Genomic DNA, 23,143 nt, shown 5'->3' with positions numbered 1-23,143 from the left:
TTTTCTTATTACGCTTACGCTTGATAAATCAGCGCGGCAGCAACGATGAGCCCATCAGGAAAGCATCGACTTCCCGCGCAGCCTGGCGGCCTTCGCGGATGGCCCAGACCACCAGCGATTGACCACGGCGTACGTCACCGGCAGCGAAGACCTTGGCTACGTTGGTGGCGTAACAACCTTCACCATCGGTAGTGGCATTGGCATTGCCGCGAGCGTCACGTTCCACGCCGAAGCCTTCCAGAATGCTGGCAACCGGATTGGTAAAGCCCATGGCCAGGAAGACCAGATCGGCCTTGATTTCAAACTCGCTGCCAGCAACTTCAACTGGCTTGCCGCCTTGCCATTCCAGACGTACGCACTTGATCGCGGTCAGCTTGCCGTTTTCGCCGATGAATTCTTTGGTCATCACGGCGAAGTCGCGGTCTACGCCTTCTTCGTGACTGGACGAAGTGCGCAGCTTGAGCGGCCAGTACGGCCAAGTCACCGACTTGTTTTCTTGTTCCGGCGGCATTGGCATCACTTCCAGTTGCGTTACGGCGACTGCACCGTGACGGTTGGAGGTACCCACGCAATCGGAACCGGTATCGCCACCACCAATCACCACCACATGCTTGCCTTCGGCGGAAATCGGGTTCGGGCCATCGCCAGCAACCGACTTGTTTTGTGGAATCAAGAATTCCAGCGCGTAATGCACACCAGTCAATTCACGGCCTGGTACCGGCAGATCGCGCGGCACTTCGGAACCACCGGCCAGGATCACGGCGTCGAACTCTGCCTTGAGCTGGTCTGGTGTCACCACGGTGACGGCATCGTTCACGATACCGGCTGGCAACTTGCCATCGACAGCCACGATAGTCTTGGTGCGGAAGGCCACGCCTTCGGCTTCCATTTGTACCATGCGGCGATCAATGATGGATTTTTCCAGCTTGAAGTCGGGGATGCCATAACGCAGCAAACCGCCCACGCGACTGCTCTTTTCGAACACAGTCACTGCGTGGCCTGCTCGCGCCAGTTGCTGCGCGGCGGCCATACCGGCCGGGCCGGAACCGACAATCGCAACGGTCTTGCCGGTTTTCACCGGAGCGATCTGCGGCGCGATCCAGCCGTTTTCCCAACCCTTGTCGACGATATAACGCTCGATCGACTTGATGCCGACCGGATCAGCGTTAATGCCGAGGGTACAGGCCGCTTCGCATGGTGCCGGGCAGATACGACCGGTGAACTCCGGGAAGTTATTGGTCGAATGCAGTACGGTCAGCGCTTCTTGCCAGTTGCCGCGATAAACCAGGTCATTCCAGTCCGGAATGATGTTGTTCACCGGGCAGCCGTTATTGCAGAACGGAATTCCGCAATCCATGCAGCGCACGCCTTGCACTTTGGCGGCATCATCAGTCAAACGCAGCACGAACTCGCGGTAATTGGTAACACGCTCGGCCACGGGCGCGTAAGACTCTGATACGCGCTCAAATTCCATGAAACCCGTAGACTTGCCCATTTATGCGATCTCCTTGTGCTGCGTGCTCTTGCTTGCAGCCATATCCTTCAGTGCACGACGGTATTCGTTCGGGAACACCTTGACGAAGCGGGCACGTGCCGCTGGCCAATCTGCCAGCAGTTCTTTGGCACGCGAGCTACCAGTCAACGCCAGATGCTGTTCAATCAGCGCCTTGAGCTGGGTTTCGTCGGCCATGCCGCGGTGTTTCGGTTCGTCGGCAGCTTGTTCGGCAGCCGGAACAACCGCTTCCAGCGCGACTTGGGCCATGTTGCAGTGGTCAGCAAAGTCGCCATCCACGTCATACACATAGGCCACGCCGCCCGACATCCCTGCTGCAAAGTTACGGCCGGTTTTACCCAGCACGGCAACCGTACCGCCAGTCATGTATTCACAACCGTGATCGCCCACGCCTTCCACCACGGCAGTCGCGCCGGAGTTACGTACACAGAAGCGCTCGCCACCCACGCCAGCCAGGAAGGCTTCACCTTCGGTGGCGCCATACAGCACGGTGTTGCCGGAGATGATGTTCTCTGCGGTGTGACCAGCAAACTCGGCATGCGGACGGATCACGATACGGCCACCGGACAAACCCTTACCGACGTAGTCGTTACCTTCGCCAACCAGATTCAGCGTAATGCCACGAGCCAGGAAAGCCGCGAAGCTTTGACCAGCCGTGCCATTGAGCGTGATATGGATGGTGCCATCCGGCAGACCCTTGTTGCCGTAACGGCGGGCCACTTCACCGGAGAGCATCGCACCCGCAGTGCGGTTGATGTTCTTGATCGGGAAGGTGAGATTAACGTTCTCGCCTTTTTCCAGCGCGGGCATGGCGGCGGCAACCAGTTGGTTGTCCAGAGCTTTTTCCAGCGCGTGGTCTTGAGTATCGACATGCAGGCGCGGCACCTCTGCCGGAACATCCGGCTGATGGAACACACGACCGAAGTCCAGACCTTGCGCCTTCCAGTGTTCGATACCGGCGCGCTTGTCCAGCAGGTCGGCACGGCCAACCAGCTCGTCAAACTTGCGTACGCCCAGTTGTGCCATCAGTTCACGTACTTCTTCAGCAACGAAAAAGAAGTAGTTCACCACGTGCTCTGGCTGACCAGAGAAGCGCTGACGCAGTACCGGATCTTGTGTCGCCACACCGACCGGGCAGGTGTTCAGGTGACACTTGCGCATCATGATGCAACCTTCGACGACCAGCGGCGCGGTGGCAAAGCCGAATTCATCGGCGCCCAGCAGCGCACCAATCACCACGTCACGACCAGTCTTCATTTGACCGTCAACCTGCACGCGCACGCGGCCACGCAACTGATTGAGCACCAGCGTTTGCTGAGTTTCAGCCAGGCCGAGTTCCCATGAAGTACCGGCATGCTTGATCGAAGACAGCGGCGAAGCGCCGGTGCCGCCGTCATGGCCCGCGACCACAATGTGGTCCGCCTTGGCCTTGGTGACACCAGCAGCGACGGTCCCGATACCGACTTCCGACACCAGCTTGACCGAGATCGACGCCTGACGATTCACGTTTTTCAGATCGTGAATCAGCTGGGCCAGATCTTCAATCGAATAGATGTCATGGTGCGGCGGTGGCGAAATCAGACCCACGCCCGGTACGGAGTGACGCAGGAAACCGATGTATTCGGAAACCTTGTGCCCTGGCAGTTGACCGCCCTCGCCCGGCTTGGCGCCCTGCGCCATCTTGATCTGGATTTGATCCGCGTTGACCAGGTATTCGGTGGTGACACCAAAACGACCCGACGCAACTTGCTTGATCGCCGAACGCAGGCTGTCACCCTCTTTGAAGGTGTAGTCGCGCTCGATGCGGCCTTTGCCGATCACTTCCGACAAGGTTTCACCCGCCTTGAGCGGAATGAAACGACGTGCATCTTCGCCGCCTTCGCCGGTGTTCGACTTGCCGCCGATCCGGTTCATTGCAATGGCCAGCGTGGTGTGAGCTTCGGTCGAGATCGAGCCCAGCGACATTGCGCCAGTAGCAAAGCGTTTGACGATGTCTTTAGCCGATTCGACTTCTTCCAGCGGCACCGGGGCACCGGCTGGTTTCAGTTCAAACAGGCCGCGCAAAGTCAGGTGGCGCTTGGTCTGATCGTTGATCAGCTTGGCGTATTCCTTGTATGTCTCAGTCTTGCCGGTACGCGTGGCGTGCTGCAGCTTGGCGATCGAATCCGGCGTCCACATGTGGTCTTCACCACGGATACGGAAGGCGTACTCACCACCCGCATCCAGCGCGTCAGCCAGTACCGGATCGGTCGAGAACGCAGCGTTGTGCAGTTTGAAGGTTTCGTCAGCCACTTCAAACAAGCCCAGACCTTCAATGTTCGAAGGCGTGCCGGTGAAGTACTTGGCAACGAGTGACTTCTTCAGGCCCACGGCTTCAAAAATCTGCGCGCCGGTATAAGACATGTAAGTCGAGATGCCCATCTTGGACATCACCTTCATCAAGCCCTTACCCACGGCCTTGATGAAGTTCTTTTGATACTTGGCTGCGGTTTCAGCATCGCCACCGGCCATATCGGCCAGTGTTGCCATAACCAGGTACGGGTGAACGGCTTCAGCGCCGAACCCGCCCAGCAGGGCAAAGTGATGCGTTTCGCGTGCCGAACCGGTTTCCACCACCAGACCGGTGCTGGTACGCAGGCCTTCGTTCACCAGATGCAGGTGAATACCGGACGTGGCCAGCAGAGCCGGGATCGCCACGTTGTTGCGATCCATCTTGCGATCCGACACGATCAGGATGTTGGCACCGCTCTTCACGGCGTCTTCGGCTTCAGCCACCAACGACGCCATGCGAGCTTCAATACCTGCCGCGCCCCAGCTAGCCGGGTAACAGATATTCAGTTCGTGCGAGCGGAATTTGCCGCCGGTGTACTTGCCGATATAACGAATTTTTTCGATATCGTCGGCCGACAGCACCGGTTGCGACACTTCCAGGCGGATTGGGGGGTTGATGTCAGCCGGGTCCAGCAGGTTGGGCTTTGGACCAATAAACGACACCAGCGACATCACCAGATCTTCACGGATCGGGTCGATTGGCGGGTTGGTCACCTGCGCAAACAGCTGCTTGAAGTAGGAATACAGCGTCTTGGACTTGTTCGACAATACTGGCAGCGCCGAGTCGTTACCCATCGAACCAGTGCCTTCTTCGCCGTTCTTGGCCATCGGCTCCAGGATGAACTTGATGTCTTCCTGGGTGTAACCAAAAGCTTGTTGGCAATCGAGCACAGTCGAACAGGGCGCCTTCGGGATTTCCGTGGCGCTTTGAACTTCGTCCAGCTTGATACGAATCTTGCCGATCCACTCTTTGTACGGCTTGGAGTTGGACAGCGTGTTCTTGATTTCCTGGTCGTCGATGATGCGGCCTTGTTCCAGATCGATCAGGAACATCTTGCCTGGCTGCAGACGCCATTTTTTGTTGATGCGGCTATCGGCGATCGGCAGTACGCCAGATTCGGAAGCCATCACCACCAAGTCATCGTTGGTGACCAGATAACGCGCCGGACGCAGACCGTTACGGTCCAGCGTGGCACCAATCTGGCGACCATCAGTAAACGCCACGGCGGCAGGACCATCCCATGGTTCCATCATCGCGGCGTGGTATTCATAGAAGGCGCGACGGTTTTCGTCCATCAGCGTGTGTTTTTCCCACGCTTCCGGAATCATCATCATCACGGCTTGCGCCAGCGAATAACCGCCCATCACCAACAGTTCGAGCGCGTTGTCGAACGAGGCTGAGTCAGACTGGCCAGGATAAATCAGCGGCCAGACTTTTTCCAGGCTCTTGCCCAATACCGGCGAGCTGATGGCTTTTTCACGGGCGGTAATCCAGTTCACGTTGCCGCGCACGGTGTTGATTTCACCGTTGTGGGCAATCATGCGGAACGGATGCGCCAAGTCCCATGTCGGGAAGGTATTGGTCGAGAAGCGTTGGTGCACCAGTGCCAGCGCGGATACGCAGCGCGCATCGGCCAGATCGTTGTAATACACGCCCACCTGGTCAGCCAGCAGCAGACCTTTGTAGTTTACGGTGCGGGCGGAGAACGACGGCACATAGAACTCGTGGCCATGCGTGAGCTTGAGGCGGCGAATCGCGTGGCTGGCCGATTTGCGGATGATATACAGCTTGCGCTCCAGCGCATCGGTCACCAGCACGTCCGGGCCGCGGCCGACGAAAATCTGGCGAATCACCGGCTCTTTGGCGCGCACGGTCGGGGACATTGGCATGTCGCGGTTGACCGGCACATCGCGCCAGCCCAGCAGCACTTGCCCTTCCACGCGCACAGCACGCTCGATTTCTTCCTGACAGGCAGCGCGCGAGGCGGCTTCTTGCGGCAGGAAAATCATGCCCACGCCGTACTCGCCAAAGGCGGGCAGCGTGACGCCTTGTTTCGCCATTTCTTCGCGATACAAAGCATCGGGGATTTGAATCAGAATACCAGCGCCGTCACCTTGCAACGGATCGGCACCTACGGCACCGCGGTGATCCAGATTCTTCAGGATCAACAACCCTTGCTCGACGATCGAATGGCTCTTCTGGCCCTTCATATGGGCGACGAAACCGACACCACAGGCATCGTGTTCGTTAGCGGGATCGTACATCCCCTGTTGCTGGGGCATCACGTGATCCATCACGCTCTTTCCTTCTGGCTAAGCGCAGCCTGGTTTAACTAGAACCTCTAGTACCTCGGGCGCGCAGGTCAAAAAAGGCCGACATTGCGTCAGCCTCGGTCCAATTTTCGAATCATGACAGGGGTCGAGCGGCTGGTCCGGATCGCACGGAGCTAGCGTCGACTTGGCTGGCGGGGTAGCCAGCGCACGGTGCCTTGCGCGTTGGTATAACGCATTGCACAAAATGGCAATTATATTGCCAGAAATTGCGCCCCGATCAGAGGCATTTTTTCTAAAAAATGACAGAAATTAGTGCAAACACCCTGACGTTTGTCGGGAAACGCGATTTTGTTAGTGCACGGCCTTCGACTACATCGTTTTATGTATGCAGCGAGTCAGCCACGCATCAGCAAACTACACACCATATGCCACTGTGATTTTTACCTGCCAAGGCACAGGCTTGATAGGTATCAATGCACAGCTTCTTCCGGGTAATCATGATTCAATAATTGAGAATGATTCTTGAAACCGGAAATCACCCATGTGTCCGCTTTTCGATCTGCCGCTGCAAACGCCCGCTCGTGTATTAAAACTACATACTCCGGCCGAACTTACCCAACGTCTTTTTGCCATGGGATTACGCCCGGAGCGCGAGCTTACAGTACTCAGGCGCGGCTGGCTTGGCGGGCCGTTGCAAGTGCGAATTGGCAACACTGAACTGATGTTGCGCCGGGAACACGCCCGCGCCATTGAAGTCGAAATCTCCGCCCTGCCCATCCAGCGTAACGAGGCCTGATCATGAAACGGATCGCGCTCGTTGGCATGCCAAACACCGGCAAATCCACACTATTCAACCGTATCACCGGTGGCAATGCCCGCGTCGCCAACTGGCCGGGGCTCACGGTTGAATTGGCCACGCATCGTATTTTGCTGGGCGGCAGCATGGTGCAACTGGTCGATCTACCGGGTATTTATGATTTATCAGGCGGCGCTGAAGACGAACGCGTAGCGCAGGCGTTTCTGGCCAATACCGAACTGAGCGCCATTGTGGTGCTGCTGAACGCCACCCAACTGGATCGCCAACTCGCACTGGCTTTGCAATTGAAAGCCCTGGGCGCGCCGATGATTGTCGCGCTCAATATGACGGACGAAGCCAAACGCGCGGGCATCGTCATCGACTACGCCAGGCTATCGGCCCAACTGGGCTGCCCGGTATTGCCGATCTCGGCCAAACTGGGCCAGGGCGTGCCAGAACTGAAAACCGCCATCAGCCAGCACATTGCGCTGAACGGCGATATCCAGCTTGATTTCTCCAGCCTGCAAGCGGCTACGGCATTCCATGCCGAAGAAACCCGGCTGCATCATGCCTTTGTCTCCCGTCCGCCGACCATGCCGGCGAGCATGACCGAGAAACTGGACCGCTGGATTCTGCACCCGGCGCTTGGTTTGCCACTATTTATCTTGATGATGTTCATCTTGTTTCAGCTCACCTTTGCCATTGGTTCTCCGCTCCAGGATGCATTGGGCAGCGGCATGGACTGGATCAAACACACCTGGCTGGAACCCGCACTCGCCGGTGCGCCCGAATTTGTACGCGGCGCCTTGCTCGACGGGCTGTTCGACGGCGCGGGCACGGTGCTGACCTTTGCCCCGCTGATCTTCCTGTTTTTCTCGCTGATGGCGATCATTGAAGACTCCGGCTATTTTGCCCGCGCCGCCTTCATGATGGATGGCCTGATGAGCCGCCTGGGGCTGGATGGCCGTGGTTTTGTCATGCTGCTGATGGGCTTTGGCTGCAACGTGCCCGCGTTGATGGGCACGCGGGTGATCCGCGATCCCAACGCGCGCAAGCTGACCATGCTCACTATTCCGTTCTCGTTGTGTTCAGCGCGGTTGCAGATTTTTCTGTTTCTATCTTCGGCGCTGTTCACGCCAACGCAGGCGCCGTGGGTGTTGCTAGGGTTGTATCTAGCGAGCATCGTCATCGCGCTCGGTTCGGCCTGGGTCTTCCGCAAACGCTTTGCCTCCAGCGAGCCTTTTGCACTGGAATTGCCACCGTTCCGCATGCCGTTGCTAAGGCAGATTCGCGCTCGCGGCTGGGGCGAAACCCGTTCTTTCCTGCGCATGGCTTCGACCATGATTGTGGTTGGGGTATTGCTGGTGTGGTTCCTTACCCATTACCCATCGGAACACGCCAGCTATGCGGGGATGATTGCCAACGTGCTAGAGCCAGTCCTGACGCCGATTGGCATTCATTCCGAAATGTCGATTGCGTTGATTTTTGGTTTTGTCGCCAAGGAGGTCGTTCTGGGCGCGCTGTCGGTCATTACCGGGGTGCAGGGCGATGCACTGGCGCATCATCTGGCAGGCAGTATGGACCCGGTTTCGGCGATCTCGTTCATGCTGTTCACCCTGATCTACGTGCCCTGCGTGGCAACGGTTGCCACCATGCATAAAGAATCGAAAAGCGCCTGGTTCACGGCGGGGTCGGTGGTCTGGTCGCTAGGACTGGCATGGGTGCTGTGCTTTGTGTTTTACCAAGGCACGCGCTTGGTGACTGGCTGGTTGTAACGCTTGCTTGTCAGGCGAGAAAATTCGCAAGGTGGATTCGGCATAGCCAATCCACCTTATCGACATCTTCAATTGCTATCCCACTCGCCCTGTTTGGGCACTTCGCTCCACAGTTGCAAGCGCTTGGGCTCGCCGATGCGCATGGTTGGCTGAGCCAGCAACCAGTTCTCAAGCGCCATCCGCCGATAAACCAGTTCTTCCACGCTGACACCAATCAAACCCTGCAACAACGCGCCATGTTGCAACATGATTTCGCCGTCGTGGATCGGCGCGGTTGCCAGATAAACTTGTTCTTCCAGCACCAACACCCAGTAAACGCAGTCAGTTTCTTCTACCAGCGCCAGCGTACCGCGCGGTTGCTGTACCAGTTCGGCGGCCACCAGTTGGCCCACAGCCTGCAACCAGCGCCAGCTTTGCTCGGTTTGATCATCCGCACCATAGGGCGGGATATCTGTATTGATCGGGAGTTCGTTCAGGCGATCCATGTCTTGCCAGGAAAATAAAACATTCGAGAACCAGTCTGCGTTTGCTCGCTGGCACAGTCACTGCATGTGAATCACACGTCAGCTACTGCCACGTAATTGCAGTTCAAAGCCAAGGTCCAGTTGCCGTTGTGCTGGCGGAGCGTTGCCATCCATGAGTTGCAGCAACAACTTGGCGGCTTCCAGACCAACCCGATATCGCGGTGTTCGTACACTGGTCAGTGTGGGCGTCGCCCAAGCAGCCCCTTCCAGATCATTGAACCCGGTCACGGCCAGCTGCGACGGCACGGCGATGCCGGTGCGTTGGCACCCCGTCAGCACACCTAGCGCCAAGTCATCATTGCAGCAAAACACGGCATCGCACTCCGGGTGCTCACGGCGCAACACGTCCAGCATTTCCACGCCAAGGCCAATGCGGGATGGGCGCGGATTCAGATATTCCAGTTCCTGCGTATAACAACCTGCCCCTTGCAGCGCTTTGCGATAACCATCCAGCCGCTGCATCACTCGTGGATCAAGCCGCGCGCCAAAAAAGGCGATATGCCGATAACCCCGTGCCAGCAAATGCTCGGTGATCTGCCGCCCTGCTTCTTCCTGCGAGAACCCCACACACAAGCGCTCATTGCTGGGATCCAGCTCCATCATATGCACCGCCGGAATGCCGAGGCGCGCCAGCTGCGCACGCATTTGCGCCTGTTGCCGTGTGCCGGTCAACAGCACCCCGTCCGGCTTGTGCGATAGATAAGTGCGCAGCAGGCGCTCTTCTTTCTCGTCGTCATAGGCAGTGTTGCCAATCAATATCTGATAACCACGCGGATCAAGCACTTCATTGATACCCGCCAACGTGTCGATAAATACGGTGTTGGATAACGACGGAATCAGCACCGCCACCGTATGCGAGCGCGAGGACACCAGCGTGCGGGCTGAGCGATTGGGCACGTAGCCAAGTTCATCCACGGTGGCGAGGATTTGCGTGCGCACTTTTTCCGAGACCAGATCGGGCGCGTTAAGCGCACGCGACACGGTAATCGCACTTACGCCCACTTTGGCGGCCACATCATGCAAGGTCGCGGCGCGAGCGGTTTTTTGACTGGGTTTACGCGGCATGGTGCTTTTTGCTACTCAACATCCGGGGCTGGTTGTCCGGATGTCCATGTTTGAATCCTTTCAGGATACCGGATTTTTCCGGCGTCACCCCGCAGAGGCTCGCCCTATCGGGGTATTCATTTATTGTGACACCCTCCTCTGTTAACGTTAACATTACTCGCAATGTAGTCATGAAAATCTGACAACATTTGCCCTGCACCAACAACCAAAGCCATCCCAAGACCTGCGCTGGCACCACTGTCGGGCTGCGAAAACAATCGTGGTCCATACACTTCATTCTGGAGATCGATCATGTTGAACCTGAGACTGACCTTGTGTGCTGCCGCTGTCTTTGGCGTGAGCGCGTTAGCGGCGCAAGCGGCCGAAGTGGAAGTGCTGCATTACTGGACATCCGGCGGCGAAGCCAAAGCAGCGGGCGAACTAAAAACCATGCTCGAAGCCAAGGGCGACAAATGGAAAGACTTTGCCGTGGCCGGTGGTGCAGGAGAAAACGCCATGACTGCGCTGAAAACCCGCGTGGTCTCTGGCAACCCGCCTGCGGCAGCACAGTTGAAAGGCCCAGCCATTCAGGAATGGGGCGATCAGGGCGTACTGGTGTCGATTGATGATGTGGCCAAGGCCGACAACTGGGACAAAGTCCTGCCGCCGGTGGTGGCGAATGTCATGAAGTACAAGGGTCAATATGTGGCGGCCCCAGTCAACGTGCACCGTGTGAACTGGCTGTGGATCAACGCCGATGTACTCAAGAAAGCCAACGCCAAAGTCCCGACCACCTGGGACGAATTCTTCAAAACTGCTGATGCCTTGCAAAAGTCCGGCGTCACCGCCGTAGCCATTGGCGGGCAATCCTGGCAAGAGGCCGAATTGCTGGAAAGCGTCGCCCTGGGTGTGGGTGGCGCGGACTTTTACAAAAAGGCGTTTGTGAAGCTGGATCAAGCCTCGCTCAAGAGCGTCACCATGATCAAGGTGCTGGAAACCTACAAACGCATCAAGCCGTATACCGACAAGGCCGCCAATGGTCGTGACTGGAACCTGGCCACCGCCATGGTTATCAACGGCAAGGCCGGTATGCAGTTTATGGGGGACTGGGCCAAGGGCGAGTTCACGGTAGCGGGCAAACAAGCGGGCAAGGATTACCTGTGCGTGGCGGCGCCGGGCAGTGCGGGCTCGTATACCTTTAACGTAGATTCGTTTGCCTTCTTCAAGCTCAAAGACAAGGATGCGCAAAAGGGTCAGAAAGACCTGGCCCAGTTGCTGATGAGCCCGAAATTCCAGGAAGTCTTCAATCTATACAAGGGGTCGATCCCCGCGCGTCAGGGTATGGACTTGAGCAAGTTTGACGAGTGCGGAAAAAAATCCGCAGCCGACTTCAAAGCCGCAGCAGCCAAGGGCACGCTGGTACCGTCATGGGCTCATGACATGGCAATCTCGCCCGCAGTGGAAGGTGCCATCTATGATGTGGCCGCCCAATTCTGGAACGACGACAGCATGACTGCGCAAATGGCCGCTGAGAAAATTGCCGCTGCGGCGCAGACCAAATAAGCACTGACCGACTTGAGGGAAATTGGCCTGGCTACTACTCCAAGTGGCCGGGCCTCCTGTCCGTAACCATTCATTTGCGCCGCATGGCGCCATACCGGCCGCCAAGCCAAGCTCTTGATCTGCCAGCCATTCGGCAATCGTCGTAAGCAAACACCCCCAATCACGGTATAATCGGCTGTTTTGAATTTCTTCTGCAGCGATGAATCTGCTCGTACTCGGCGTCAATCACGAAACCGCTCCGCTATCGGTGCGGGAGCGGCTTGCCTTCTCGCCGACCGAATTGCAGACCGCGCTGCCAGGCCTCGTGGCGCAACCTGGCGTCATGGAAGCGGCCATCATCTCCACCTGTAATCGCACCGAACTCTACTGCAACGCCCACGATGGCAAGGCGTTGCTGGACTGGTACGCCGCCAATCGCGGCCGCAATCCGGATGAGTTGGGCAGCTATCTTTATCTGCATTCCGGCCAGGACGCCGCCAAACATGCTTTTCGCGTGGCAGCCGGGCTCGATTCAATGGTGCTGGGCGAAACCCAGATTCTGGGGCAACTGAAAGACGCGGAACGCCAGGCGCGTGAATCGGGCAGTATGGGTGTGCTGCTCAATGGCTTGTTCCAGCGCGCGTTCCAAGTCGCCAAAGATGTGCGCACACAAACGCGTATTGGTTCGGCATCGGTTTCTATGGCCGCCGCGGCAGTCAAGCTGGCCGAACGCATTTTTCCGTCAGTGGGCGAATGCAAAGTGTTATTTGTGGGCGCTGGCGAGATGATCGAACTGTGCGCCACTTATTTTGCCGCGCAAAAGCCTGCCCGAATCGCTGTGGCCAATCGCACCCTCGAACGCGGCGAACGGCTGGCACAAGAACATGGCGGCGACGCCATGTTGCTGACCGATCTGGCCGAGCGCCTGCATGAATTCGATATCGTGGTCAGCTCCACTGCCTCGCCACTGCCGGTGATAGGCAAAGGCATGATCGAGCGCGCCATCAAACTGCGCAAACATCGCCCCATTTTCATCGTTGATCTGGCCGTGCCACGTGATGTGGAGCCTGAAGCCGCCGAGCTGGCCGATGTCTACCTCTACACAGTGGACGATCTATCCGAAGTGGTCCGCCAAGGCGTGCATGCGCGCCAGGGCGAAGTGGTCGCCGCCGAAGCGTTGATCTCTGACCACGTGAGCGAGTTCAATCACTGGCTGGCCAGCCGCGAACTGGTGCCCACCATTCGCGATTTGCGCGACAACGCCGACCGCGCCGCCCGTAACGAACTGGCCCGCGCCAAGAAACGCCTGGCCGCAGGCGACAATCCGGAAGAAGTGCTGGAAAAACTCACCGCACAGCTATCCGCCAAATTTCTGCACGCCCCACTCGCTTCACTGAATGCCGCCTCTGGTGAGGAGCAAGCCGCGCTGGTCGTGGCCGCCCGCCGCCTTTTTCGCCTGCACGACGAGGAATAGCTGTGATGTCCCACTTTCAGACCGCCCGTTGGCAACAGGGCGCGTTTGAGGTCGACACCGACCCTGCGCGCCTGAATCTCAACCTTGAAACTGCTTATGACTTTATTGGCCGCCAATCCTATTGGGCCAAAGGTATGCCATTCGAGACATTCCATCGTTCGGTGCAAGGTGCCTTGTGCTTTGGCATTTACGAGGGCGAGCGCTTGGTGGGTTTTGCCCGCGTGATTACCGACGGCGCCACCATTGGCTATCTGGGCGACGTGTTTATCGATACCGAACATCGTGGCCAAGGTTTGTCCAAATGGCTGCTGCAATGCATACACACTCATCCGGACTTGCAAGGCTTGCGCCGCTGGATGCTGTTTACCGCCGACGCGCACGGCCTTTATGAACAATTTGGCTGGAAACCAGCGGCCCGTCCCGAGCGTTATCTGGAACGGTTAAATACGGACCCGTACAAACAATGAAACCTTCGATTCTCGCCAAACTGGCACAACTGGCTGACCGGCTGGAAGAAGTCGGCGCGCTGCTGGCTTCGGAAGAAGCCACGCGCGATATGAACCAGTATCGCAAGCTCACGCGTGAGCACGCCGAGCTGGAGCCGGTGGTGGCGCTGTATCACCAATTCAACCAGATCGAAGCCGATATCGCCGCGGCGCAAGACATGCTGACCGACCCGGACATGAAAGAAATGGCCGAGGAAGAGATCAAAGACGGCAAGCAAAAGCTGGAAACGCTGGAGCTGGACCTGCAAAAAGCCTTGCTGCCCAAAGACCCGAACGACGAGCGCAATATTTTTCTGGAAATCCGCGCCGGTACCGGTGGCGATGAATCGGCACTGTTCTCGGCCGATCTGTTCCGCATGTACAGCCGCTTTGCCGAGCGCAACCGTTGGCAGGTGGAGATCATGTCCGCCAGCGAATCCGACCTGGGTGGCTACAAGGAAATCATCGCCCGCATCGTCGGCTTTGGTGCGTATTCGCGGCTGAAATTCGAGAGCGGCGGCCACCGTGTGCAGCGCGTACCGGTAACCGAAACGCAAGGTCGGATTCATACTTCCGCGTGTACCGTGGCGGTAATGCCAGAGGCGGATGAGGCCGAAGAGGTCAACATCAACCCTGCTGATCTGCGTATCGACACCTTCCGCGCTTCAGGCGCGGGCGGGCAGCACATCAACAAAACCGACTCGGCCGTGCGCGTCACCCACTTGCCCACCGGAATTGTGGTGGAATGCCAGGACGACCGTAGTCAGCACAAGAACAAAGCCCGTGCGCTGGCCGTGCTGGCGGCACGCATCAAAGACGCGCAAGACCGCGAACGCCACGCCAAAGAAGCCGCCACGCGTAAAAGTCTGGTCGGCAGCGGCGATCGCTCCGAGCGCATCCGCACATATAACTTCCCGCAGGGGCGCATGACCGACCACCGCATCAATCTCACGCTGTACAAGCTGGATTCGATCATGGATGGCGATCTTGAAGAACTGACCCAGGCGCTGTCCAACGAGCAACAGGCCGAACTGCTGGCCCAACTGGCGGAATAACCTCGCTGCCGAGCGGCATCTCATACAAAAAACGGCGCGCTCGCGGGTGTGCCGTTTAGTCTTTTTACGCTGCTGATCGTTGATTTTTAAAACGAATCCGGTCAGGGCAACATGGCGATTTAGTATATAATCGCGTGCTTTCCAGGAAGGGTAGTTCATGCACGTTTTTTATGAAGAAGACGGTGGCTTCAAGGTCGCCACGGTCAAGGAATCGCAGCCAGCGAGCCTGATGGTAGAAGACGTGCGCGGCAAGCGCAGCAAGGTCAAGGGCGGCAATGTGCTGCTCAAGTTCGAGCGCCCCGGCCTGGATGAAATCCTGGTACAAGCCGAGCAATTGAGTACCGAGATCGATATCGATCTCTTGTGGGAAACCTGCGGTGAGCACGAGTTCGGCTTTGAAGAACTGGCCGCAGAATACTTCGGTGCCAACCCTTCCGCTGCCGCGCAGATCGCCGTGGTGCTGCGCATTGCCGCTTCGCCGATGTACTTCTACAAGAAAGGCAAAGGCCGCTACAAAGCCGCGCCGGAAGACAATCTGAAAGCTGCACTGGCCGGGCTGGTACGCAAGCAGCGCGAAGCCGAGCAAATGGCCGCCTGGCAAGCCGAACTGGCTGCCGGCAAATTGCCAGAAGCGTTTTTGCCGGTTCTGCCCAAGCTGCTGCATCGCCCAGACAAAAACACCATCGAATACAAGGCATTGGCTCAGGCTGCCGATGCGCTGCACACCAATACCACGCGTTTGCTGCAAAACGTCGGCGCTATCCCCGATGTGGCGGATTACTTCCTGCAAGGCTTCCTGCTGGAAACCTTCCCCAAGGGCCGCGATGCGGTGATGACCGAACCGGTGGTGACGCCGACCGATCTGCCGCTGGCCAAGGTGCAGGCGTTCTCGATTGATGACGTCACCACCACTGAAATCGACGATGCGCTCAGCCTGGTCAAGCTGCCCAATGGCAACTGGCAAGTGGGGATCCACATCGCTGCGCCAGTTTTGGGCATTGCGCCAGACAGCGAACTGGACAAGCAAGTGTTTGATCGTCTGTCGACCGTGTATTTTCCCGGCGACAAGATCACCATGCTGCCCGATGCCGCCGTGCAAGTGTTTACGCTGCAAGAAGGTGCCGCCCCTCGTCCTGCCGTGTCGATGTATCTGGAAGTTTCGCCCGGGTTCGACATTCTTTCGCACCGCTCTGTCGTGGAACTGGTGCCGATTGCCGCCAACCTGCGTCACGATCAGATCGAAGCACATTTCAATGAATTGACTGCCGGCAAGCAAGACGGCCCGGACTTCCCGTGGAAGGCCGAGCTGACCTTCATGTGGCGTCTGGCTGGTGAAATGGAAGGCCGTCGTGGTCGCGCCGATGACCCGAATGCGCCGGTGCGCATTGATTACAGCTTCTACGTGGATACGCTGGAAAACGGCGAAAAACGCGTGCGCATTCTGCCCCGCAAACGCGGCTCACCAATGGACAAACTGGTGGCCGAGATGATGATCCTGGTGAACAGCCAGTGGGGCAAGGATTTGAAAGAAGCCGAGATTGCCGCAATCTATCGGGTACAGAACAACGGTCGTGTACGCATGACCACACAACCAGGCCCGCATATCGGTCTGGGTGTTGAATATTACGCATGGTCTTCTTCGCCGCTGCGCCGGGCGGTGGACTTTGTGAACCAGCAGCAACTGATCGCGATGATCAACGGTACCAAGCCGCGCTTTCAGAAAAACGATGCCGAGCTGTTTGCGGCCATTGGTTCGTTCGATACCGCCTATGCGGCCTATGCGGACTTCCAGGACAAGATGGAGCGTTACTGGTGCCTGCGCTATATGGAGCAGGAAAACATCAAGGAATTCTCCGGTTCCATCATCAAAGAGAACCTGGTTCGCGTCGACGGCATGCCGTTGGTACTGCGCGTACCGGGTCTGCCGGAATTACCGGCAGGTTCCACAGTCGTACTACAACGCCTCAAGACAGACTGGCTGGAATTGAATCTGGATTGCCGTCTGGCCACGATGTAAGACCGGGAACCGAACCAACATGCAACAGAAAAGACCGCTCAACCGCTACCTGCCGATCCGCTTTGCCAATGGCGAGCAGATCCGGCAGTTTTCCAAGCCCTGCGTGCGTTGCGGACACATGCTCAATGCCAAAGACATGATGGGCGTGGCGCGTTTGCTGGACGACAGTCTGGCCATCGCCGCCAAGGCACAATGTCCCAAGTGTGGTGAAACCTTTGGCGTTGCTTGTCGCATCGACAATCACAAACGTGTCACGCGTGTGGTGATGCCGGAATTTCTGTTCAGCTGGTTCCTGCGCAATTTACCGGTGCAGGCGCGCGAGCGCGAAGCCGAACAGGCACGCGCCAACGAGGCCAAAACCGAAACCACCGACACCATCCCGGCTCCGGCAGCACCGACACCGCGCGAAGTCATTCGCGCCGATGAAAGCGTTGGCAGCTATCAGGGCAAAGTGATTCCGGCGTGGGTGAAGGTGGATGGCCGGCAATTGGCATTTGACCGGATCGCGCTGAACGCCCGGCCCGGCCCTGGCGAGTTTTTGCTGGATGAATGCCTGGTGTATCGCGGCTGATTCGCCCGAAATGTCTGAAACTGCCAATGCGCAGCGCAATATTTGCGACTTATAATCGCAGCCTCACAAGTGATGTCGGAGTTATTTCATGTACCGCAGCATGCTCAAGTCCAAGATTCATCGCGTTACCGCCACGCATTCCGAACTGCATTACGAAGGATCGTGTGCCATCGATGAAGACTTGCTGGACGCGGCCAATGTGCGCGAGTTTGAAGAAGTCACCATCTGGAACATCAACAACGGTGCGCGCTTCTCTACCTACGCCATCAAGGGTGCGCGCGGTTCCGGCATCATTTCGCTGAATGGTTCTGCGGCTCGCCAGGCGCAAGTGGGCGATCTGCTGATCATCGCCACCTTTGCCCAGTATGACGAAGCCGAACTGGCCAGTCACAACCCGTCACTGGTGTTTGTGGATGCGCAGAACAAGATCGCCAGCATCAAGCACGGCACGCCCACGCAAGAAAACTGAGCGACCTTGATCGCTGGTTCAAGCATCATCTGAAGCCCCGTTCCCGCAGCGGGGCTTTTGCTTTTGGCCTGACCTCAAACCGCTTGGGTCGATTACCGATCAGGCTTGTCGTAATATGCCCCTCTCAACATTCTGGAACTGACCATGTCCGCTAGCCAGGTTCGCGACTATCTCTTGTCGCTACAACAAAACATTGTCGCCACGCTGGAAAACCTGGATGGCCACACCTTCCGCCATGATCAATGGGATCGCGAAGAAGGCGGTGGCGGTATTTCACGGCTGGTGGAAGATGGCGGTTTGATTGAACGCGGTGGCGTCAATTTCTCGCACGTATTGGGCAAGACACTGCCGCCCTCCGCCACCGCGCATCGCCCGGACCTGGTTGGTCGCGCCTGGGAAGCCATGGGCGTATCGCTGGTTATTCACCCGCGCAACCCTTATGTGCCCACGGTCCACATGAATGTGCGGCTGTTCCGGGCCTACGCCGAGGGCCAGGAAGATGTGTTCTGGTTTGGCGGCGGCATGGATCTGACGCCCTATTACGGCTTTGAAGAAGACGCCCACCACTTCCATCAAACCTGCCATGACGCCGTCGCGCCATTCGGGCCGGACTACTACCCCAAATACAAAGCCTGGTGCGACAAGTATTTCTTCCTCAAACATCGCAACGAACCGCGTGGCATTGGTGGGTTGTTCTTTGATGATTTGTCCGAACTGGGTTTTGAGGGCGGTTTTGCCTTTATCCGCGCGGTAGGTGACGCGTTCCTTGAGGCTTACGTGCCGATTGTGGAACGCCGCCGCGAGTATCAATACGGCGAACGGGAACGCGACTGGCAAGCCTACCGCCGCGGCCGTTATGTCGAGTTCAACCTGGTGTGGGATCGTGGCACGCTGTTTGGCCTGCAGTCGGGCGGGCGTACCGAATCAATCTTGATGTCGATGCCGCCGATTGTGAAATGGCGTTATGACTGGCAACCGCCGGTAGATTCGCCAGAAGCGCGCTTGCACACGGACTTCCTCACTGCACGGGATTGGCTGGGGTTGGGACCAACCGCAGCGTAGGCCGGCATCAAACGCAAACCCCGTAGCCCGGATGGAGCATAGCGGGAATCCGGGGTTGCAATGCCTCAACAAGCCACCCAGCCCTGGTTTGGTTAACATCGCCCCCGGATTCCCCCTTGCGCTTCATCCGGGCTACATACATCTGCATGAGGTGGCATAAAAAAAACAGGCCGTCTAAACGGCCTGTTTTTATTGGTGGCGCAAACTCGCCAATTCCGATCAAAACCCGACTACTTGCGGCTGATAGCGCGCCAGCCAATATCGGTGCGGTGCTGCGCACCATCAAACTGAATACCCGACAGCAATTCATAGGCACGTTTTTGCGCGGCTTTGAAGGTCTCACCAAACGCGGTCACACACAGCACGCGGCCACCGCTGGTCATTGGCTGGCCTTCGGCGTTTAACGTGGTGCCGGCGTGGAATACGTGGCCATCGTCAGTTTCAGCTGGCAAGCCAGAGATCACGTCGCCGGTGCGCGGGGCATCCGGATAATTGGCCGAGGCCATCACCACGCCCAGCGCCACGCGACGATCCCATTCCACCTCGGCTTGGTCCAGCGTGCCTTCAACCGCGTGCTCGACCAGATCAACCAGATCGCTCTTCAAGCGCAGCATGATCGGCTGGGTTTCTGGATCGCCCATGCGGCAGTTGAATTCCAGTGTTTTGATGGAGCCATCGGGGCTGATCATCAAACCGGCATACAGAAACCCGGTATAGACAATGCCATCGCGCGCCATACCTTGCACGGTGGGCAGAATCACCTCGCGCATGGCGCGGGCATGGATTTCTGGTGTCACCACGGGCGCCGGGCTGTATGCGCCCATGCCACCGGTATTGGGGCCTTCGTCGCCGTCTTTCAGGCGTTTGTGATCCTGGCTGGAAGCCAGCGCCAGCACATTCTTGCCATCCACCATGACGATGAAACTGGCTTCTTCGCCAGTCAAAAACTCTTCGATGACCACGCGGGCACCGGCGTCACCCAGCTTGTTGTCCGACAACATGGCGTCGACGGCTTCATGCGCTTCGGCCAGCGTCATGGCAACCACTACACCCTTGCCTGCAGCCAAGCCATCAGCCTTGATCACGATCGGCGCGCCTTTGGCATCAATATAAGCATGAGCCTTGGTGGCATCGGCAAAGGTTTCGTATTCGGCAGTCGGGATGCCGTGGCGCTTCATGAACGCCTTGGCGAAATCCTTGGAGCTTTCCAGTTGGGCCGCCGCTTTGCTTGGCCCGAAAATCTTCATGCCGCCTTTGCGAAAGGCATCGACAACACCTTTGGACAGCGGCGCTTCCGGGCCGACTACGGTCAGTTGCACTTGCTCGCGCTTGGCAAAGGCCAGCAACACCTCAATGTCGGTGATTGGCACGTTAGTCAGGTTGTGTTCCAGCGCAGTGCCAGCATTGCCCGGTGCGACAAAAACCTTGCCCACGCGCGACGATTGCGACAGCTTCCAGGCCAGCGCGTGCTCACGACCACCATTGCCAATTACAAGAACATTCATTCTGTATTTCCCGATTATTCGAATTCGTAGCGACTGAAAAAGAACGCCACGTTGCCATTGTTAACGCCACCCATGCTGGGAATAAACGTACCCATAACCGATACCTGGCGATAGCGGATTACCGCCACTGGCAGCACGATCGGGAACGGGATACCGCCAAAAATATCGCGGCGTGAGGTCAGCCCCACCGTATACCCGCCACCCAGCGACAAACCACCCAGCACCGGATCGGTAAACCACAGGCCGGCGTAGCCAACCATCAGTTCCGGGTTCTTGTGCGAATCCGAGAAGATCATACCCAGCACCAGATCTTCGTTGCCGTTTTCGTCCACCACGTGCTTGCCGTAACCGCCGCCCCAGCCCCACTGGTTCAGTGCGTTAAGCTTTTCTTCGGTGTATTTGCTTGGATCATGCCAGGTGTAACCCGAAACATAAATGTCCGATTTGCCATTCTGGGCTACATCGGAAACGTGCGCACAGGCTTGATTTAACCAACTCCCCATTCCAGTGCAATCTATGGCTGACGCAAAAGGCGCGATCAGACTAAAGGTCAAGGCAGCAAGCGTTTTTTTCATGAGAAATAGTTTGTTGGTTATTAAATGGTGCGGCGCGACATAAGCCCGTGGCAAAGATGCTACCGCGAGCCACGACCCCAAAAAAGTGGCCAGACAATTACCGCACGAGCAAGCAAGCCGCAGTTCATGGCGGACCACCTGCTCTGTCTGAGCCGGACAACGCGCATTGCGGCGGTTGTCGGCTCAGACCTTTCAAAGGTACTGCGCAATACAACGCGCCAGATTAATGGCGGAAATGACGGATGCCGGTGAGCACCATTGCAATGCCATGCTCATCTGCGGCGGCGATGACTTCTTCGTCACGCACCGAACCGCCCGGCTGGATGATCGCGGCCACGCCGTTTTCGGCAATGACATCAACGCCATCACGGAACGGGAAGAACGCATCAGACGCGGCCACCGAACCACGCAGTTCCAGACCGGCGCTGCGTGCCTTGATGGCAGCGATTTTGGTCGAATCCACACGGCTCATCTGACCTGCGCCAATACCCAGTGTCTGGCCCTTGCCGCAGAACACAATCGCGTTGGATTTCACAAACTTGGCAACACGCCATGCAAACAGCATGTCTTTCAGTTGCGCATCAGTCGGAGCCTTTTTGGTCACGACTTTCAGATCAGCCAGGGTCAGGGCATGGACATCCGGTGTTTGCACCAGCAACCCACCACCAACGCGCTTGACGTCAAATCGGTTGGCACCGTTTTCGATTGGCACCGACAAAACACGCACATTCGGCTTCTTGGCCAACAACGCCAGCGCTTCAGCGGTATAGGCTGGCGCGATCAATACTTCCAGGAACTGAGCTGCAACAGCTTGTACGGTGTCGCCGTCCACTTCACGGTTGAAGGCGATGATCCCGCCGAAAGCCGAAGTCGTGTCGGTGGCAAAAGCCAGGCGATAGGCCGAGAAAGTATCTGCGCCAACTGCCACGCCGCACGGGTTGGCGTGCTTGACGATGACACATGCCGGCTCTTCAAACTGCTTGACGGCTTCCCACGCTGCATCGGAATCCGCAATGTTGTTGTACGAAAGTTCTTTGCCCTGGAACTGGTGATAACTCGCCAGGCTACCGGCAGCCGGGTCCAGATCGCGGTAGAAGGCAGCCGCTTGGTGCGGGTTCTCGCCGTAACGCATGTCTTGCACTTTGGCGAATTGCAGGTTCAGCCGATCTGGCCACACTTTCTTTTCGCCATTGGCGGCCAGCGCGGTCAGGTAATTGGAGATTGCACCATCGTAGGCCGCGGTATGGCTGAACGCTTTCTTGGCCAGATTGATGCGGGTGGCCAGGCTCAAGCTACCGTTACCGGCTTTCAGTTCGGCAACCAGCGGGGCGTAATCTTCGGCGTCGGTCACAATCGCCACGTGTGCGTGGTTCTTGGCAGCGGAACGGACCATGGCCGGACCACCGATGTCGATGTTTTCGATGGCATCTTCAAAGGTGCAATCCGGACGGGCGATGGTCGCTTCGAACGGGTACAGGTTCACGCACACCAGATCGATATTGCCGATGTCGTGTTCAGCCATTTTGGCCACATGAGCGGGCAGATCACGACGACCCAGAATGCCGCCGTGAATCTTGGGATGCAGCGTCTTGACGCGACCATCCAGCATTTCGGGAAAACCGGTGTAATCGGCGACTTCTGTCACTGGCACATTGTTGTCTGCCAGCAGTTTGGCTGTGCCGCCGGTAGAAAGGATCTGAACGCCAAAGCCCGCCAGGGCTTGTGCAAATTCCAGAACACCGGTTTTGTCGGAGACGCTGATCAGCGCGCGCTTGATGGTGGTCATTGCTGTTTTTTCCTGATGCCCAAGAGGGGGTGTAAATCACTAAAAACAAAACACAGTGGAACCGTACTAGCGATACGACTGTTAAAGCATGTCGTACGTCTGTAATTTTTTGCGCAGCGTATTGCGATTGATCCCCAGCACCTCGGCGGCACGAGTCTGGTTTCCGGCAACGTGGGTCAGCACCAGCTCCAGCAAGGGTTTTTCCACGCGGGCGAGCACCATGTCGTACAACGCGCACGGCGCCTCACCGTCCAGATCCTCAAAATATTGTGCAAGCGAGGCCCTGATCGACTCGGCGATGGGATCTTCATCCTGCGTAATTACGCAAGTTGCTGGCTGGTTCAT

The 23,143-nt window shown here is 57.5% G+C and carries 18 protein-coding genes; 10 read left to right on the top strand and 8 right to left on the bottom strand.

Annotation, left to right across the window (positions count from 1 at the left end):
* Positions 1–28: 28 nt before the first annotated feature.
* Both P4L78_RS04895 and gltB read right to left on the bottom strand, forming a co-directional pair.
* A complete protein-coding gene (locus tag P4L78_RS04895; protein WP_309327124.1) occupies positions 29–1,495 on the bottom strand; it encodes a glutamate synthase subunit beta in 1,467 nt (488 codons plus the stop codon).
* Positions 1,496–6,127 (bottom strand): glutamate synthase large subunit, encoded by a 4,632-nt coding sequence (gene gltB, locus P4L78_RS04890; RefSeq protein WP_309327123.1) that lies wholly within the window; start codon positions 6,125–6,127, stop codon positions 1,496–1,498.
* A gap of 532 nt (positions 6,128–6,659) precedes the next feature.
* Between gltB and P4L78_RS04885 the strand changes: the two genes are divergently transcribed.
* The gene (locus P4L78_RS04885; RefSeq protein WP_283148264.1) at positions 6,660–6,914 is read left to right on the top strand and encodes a FeoA family protein; all 255 of its coding nucleotides are present in this window, start codon (positions 6,660–6,662) and stop codon (positions 6,912–6,914) included.
* A 2-nt stretch (positions 6,915–6,916) separates the two neighbouring features.
* The gene (gene feoB / locus P4L78_RS04880) at positions 6,917–8,689 is read left to right on the top strand and encodes a ferrous iron transport protein B (protein ID WP_283148263.1); all 1,773 of its coding nucleotides are present in this window, start codon (positions 6,917–6,919) and stop codon (positions 8,687–8,689) included.
* A gap of 68 nt (positions 8,690–8,757) precedes the next feature.
* Here feoB and P4L78_RS04875 read toward each other — a convergent pair whose 3' ends face one another.
* Positions 8,758–9,174, bottom strand: coding sequence for a hypothetical protein (locus P4L78_RS04875; protein ID WP_309327122.1), 417 nt, complete (start codon positions 9,172–9,174; stop codon positions 8,758–8,760).
* Positions 9,175–9,252: 78 nt separating this feature from the next.
* The gene (locus tag P4L78_RS04870; RefSeq protein WP_309327121.1) at positions 9,253–10,278 is read right to left on the bottom strand and encodes a LacI family DNA-binding transcriptional regulator; all 1,026 of its coding nucleotides are present in this window, start codon (positions 10,276–10,278) and stop codon (positions 9,253–9,255) included.
* Positions 10,279–10,569: 291 nt separating this feature from the next.
* Here P4L78_RS04870 and P4L78_RS04865 point away from each other — a divergent pair, with 291 nt between their 5' ends.
* The 8 genes from P4L78_RS04865 to hemF all read left to right on the top strand — a co-directional run bounded on the left by P4L78_RS04865 (position 10,570) and on the right by hemF (position 18,932).
* Complete coding sequence (locus tag P4L78_RS04865) at positions 10,570–11,820, top strand: ABC transporter substrate-binding protein (protein ID WP_283148260.1); 1,251 nt, start codon at positions 10,570–10,572, stop codon at positions 11,818–11,820.
* A 199-nt stretch (positions 11,821–12,019) separates the two neighbouring features.
* A complete protein-coding gene (gene hemA, locus P4L78_RS04860) occupies positions 12,020–13,273 on the top strand; it encodes a glutamyl-tRNA reductase (RefSeq protein ID WP_283148259.1) in 1,254 nt (417 codons plus the stop codon).
* A 5-nt stretch (positions 13,274–13,278) separates the two neighbouring features.
* Positions 13,279–13,740: a GNAT family N-acetyltransferase gene (locus tag P4L78_RS04855; protein WP_283148258.1), complete on the top strand. Its 462-nt coding sequence runs from the start codon at positions 13,279–13,281 to the stop codon at positions 13,738–13,740.
* Complete coding sequence (gene prfA, locus P4L78_RS04850; RefSeq protein ID WP_283148257.1) at positions 13,737–14,813, top strand: peptide chain release factor 1; 1,077 nt, start codon at positions 13,737–13,739, stop codon at positions 14,811–14,813. The genes P4L78_RS04855 and prfA overlap by 4 nt, the downstream gene beginning before the upstream one ends.
* Positions 14,814–14,970: 157 nt before the next feature.
* Positions 14,971–16,830: an RNB domain-containing ribonuclease gene (locus tag P4L78_RS04845; protein WP_309327120.1), complete on the top strand. Its 1,860-nt coding sequence runs from the start codon at positions 14,971–14,973 to the stop codon at positions 16,828–16,830.
* Positions 16,831–16,849: 19 nt separating this feature from the next.
* Complete coding sequence (locus P4L78_RS04840) at positions 16,850–17,401, top strand: hypothetical protein (RefSeq protein WP_283148255.1); 552 nt, start codon at positions 16,850–16,852, stop codon at positions 17,399–17,401.
* An 88-nt stretch (positions 17,402–17,489) separates the two neighbouring features.
* Positions 17,490–17,870, top strand: coding sequence for an aspartate 1-decarboxylase (gene panD, locus P4L78_RS04835; RefSeq protein WP_309327119.1), 381 nt, complete (start codon positions 17,490–17,492; stop codon positions 17,868–17,870).
* Positions 17,871–18,008: 138 nt separating this feature from the next.
* The gene (gene hemF, locus P4L78_RS04830) at positions 18,009–18,932 is read left to right on the top strand and encodes an oxygen-dependent coproporphyrinogen oxidase (RefSeq protein WP_405051496.1); all 924 of its coding nucleotides are present in this window, start codon (positions 18,009–18,011) and stop codon (positions 18,930–18,932) included.
* 230 nt (positions 18,933–19,162) lie between these two features.
* On the opposite strand, the gene purD is transcribed toward hemF, so the two are convergent.
* The 4 genes from purD to fis all read right to left on the bottom strand — a co-directional run bounded on the left by purD (position 19,163) and on the right by fis (position 23,143).
* Positions 19,163–20,437, bottom strand: coding sequence for a phosphoribosylamine--glycine ligase (purD, locus tag P4L78_RS04825; protein WP_309327117.1), 1,275 nt, complete (start codon positions 20,435–20,437; stop codon positions 19,163–19,165).
* Between the two features lie 14 nt (positions 20,438–20,451).
* Positions 20,452–20,940 (bottom strand): phospholipid:lipid A palmitoyltransferase, encoded by a 489-nt coding sequence (locus tag P4L78_RS04820; RefSeq protein WP_283148251.1) that lies wholly within the window; start codon positions 20,938–20,940, stop codon positions 20,452–20,454.
* A 295-nt stretch (positions 20,941–21,235) separates the two neighbouring features.
* Positions 21,236–22,798, bottom strand: a complete 1,563-nt coding sequence (gene purH, locus P4L78_RS04815; RefSeq protein WP_283148250.1) for a bifunctional phosphoribosylaminoimidazolecarboxamide formyltransferase/IMP cyclohydrolase — start codon at positions 22,796–22,798, stop codon at positions 21,236–21,238.
* A gap of 81 nt (positions 22,799–22,879) precedes the next feature.
* On the bottom strand, positions 22,880–23,143 hold the full coding sequence (gene fis, locus P4L78_RS04810) for a DNA-binding transcriptional regulator Fis (protein ID WP_283148249.1): 264 nt from the start codon (positions 23,141–23,143) through the stop codon (positions 22,880–22,882).

It is taken from the genome of Silvimonas sp. (genome assembly GCF_031291215.1).
Lineage (GTDB): Bacteria > Pseudomonadota > Gammaproteobacteria > Burkholderiales > Chitinibacteraceae > Silvimonas > Silvimonas soli.
This window is presented reverse-complemented; position numbering and strand designations above follow the sequence as displayed.

Bases quoted from the DNA above. Each gene is read 5' to 3' on its own strand.
- P4L78_RS04895 (WP_309327124.1), bottom strand. From the start codon at position 1,495: ATGGGCAAGTCTACGGGTTTCATGGAATTTGAGCGCGTATCAGAGTCT.
- gltB (WP_309327123.1), bottom strand. From the start codon at position 6,127: ATGCCCCAGCAACAGGGGATGTACGATCCCGCTAACGAACACGATGCC.
- P4L78_RS04885 (WP_283148264.1), top strand. From the start codon at position 6,660: ATGTGTCCGCTTTTCGATCTGCCGCTGCAAACGCCCGCTCGTGTATTA.
- feoB (WP_283148263.1), top strand. From the start codon at position 6,917: ATGAAACGGATCGCGCTCGTTGGCATGCCAAACACCGGCAAATCCACA.
- P4L78_RS04875 (WP_309327122.1), bottom strand. From the start codon at position 9,174: ATGGATCGCCTGAACGAACTCCCGATCAATACAGATATCCCGCCCTAT.
- P4L78_RS04870 (WP_309327121.1), bottom strand. From the start codon at position 10,278: ATGCCGCGTAAACCCAGTCAAAAAACCGCTCGCGCCGCGACCTTGCAT.
- P4L78_RS04865 (WP_283148260.1), top strand. From the start codon at position 10,570: ATGTTGAACCTGAGACTGACCTTGTGTGCTGCCGCTGTCTTTGGCGTG.
- hemA (WP_283148259.1), top strand. From the start codon at position 12,020: ATGAATCTGCTCGTACTCGGCGTCAATCACGAAACCGCTCCGCTATCG.
- P4L78_RS04855 (WP_283148258.1), top strand. From the start codon at position 13,279: ATGTCCCACTTTCAGACCGCCCGTTGGCAACAGGGCGCGTTTGAGGTC.
- prfA (WP_283148257.1), top strand. From the start codon at position 13,737: ATGAAACCTTCGATTCTCGCCAAACTGGCACAACTGGCTGACCGGCTG.
- P4L78_RS04845 (WP_309327120.1), top strand. From the start codon at position 14,971: ATGCACGTTTTTTATGAAGAAGACGGTGGCTTCAAGGTCGCCACGGTC.
- P4L78_RS04840 (WP_283148255.1), top strand. From the start codon at position 16,850: ATGCAACAGAAAAGACCGCTCAACCGCTACCTGCCGATCCGCTTTGCC.
- panD (WP_309327119.1), top strand. From the start codon at position 17,490: ATGTACCGCAGCATGCTCAAGTCCAAGATTCATCGCGTTACCGCCACG.
- purD (WP_309327117.1), bottom strand. From the start codon at position 20,437: ATGAATGTTCTTGTAATTGGCAATGGTGGTCGTGAGCACGCGCTGGCC.
- P4L78_RS04820 (WP_283148251.1), bottom strand. From the start codon at position 20,940: ATGGGGAGTTGGTTAAATCAAGCCTGTGCGCACGTTTCCGATGTAGCC.
- purH (WP_283148250.1), bottom strand. From the start codon at position 22,798: ATGACCACCATCAAGCGCGCGCTGATCAGCGTCTCCGACAAAACCGGT.
- fis (WP_283148249.1), bottom strand. From the start codon at position 23,143: ATGAACCAGCCAGCAACTTGCGTAATTACGCAGGATGAAGATCCCATC.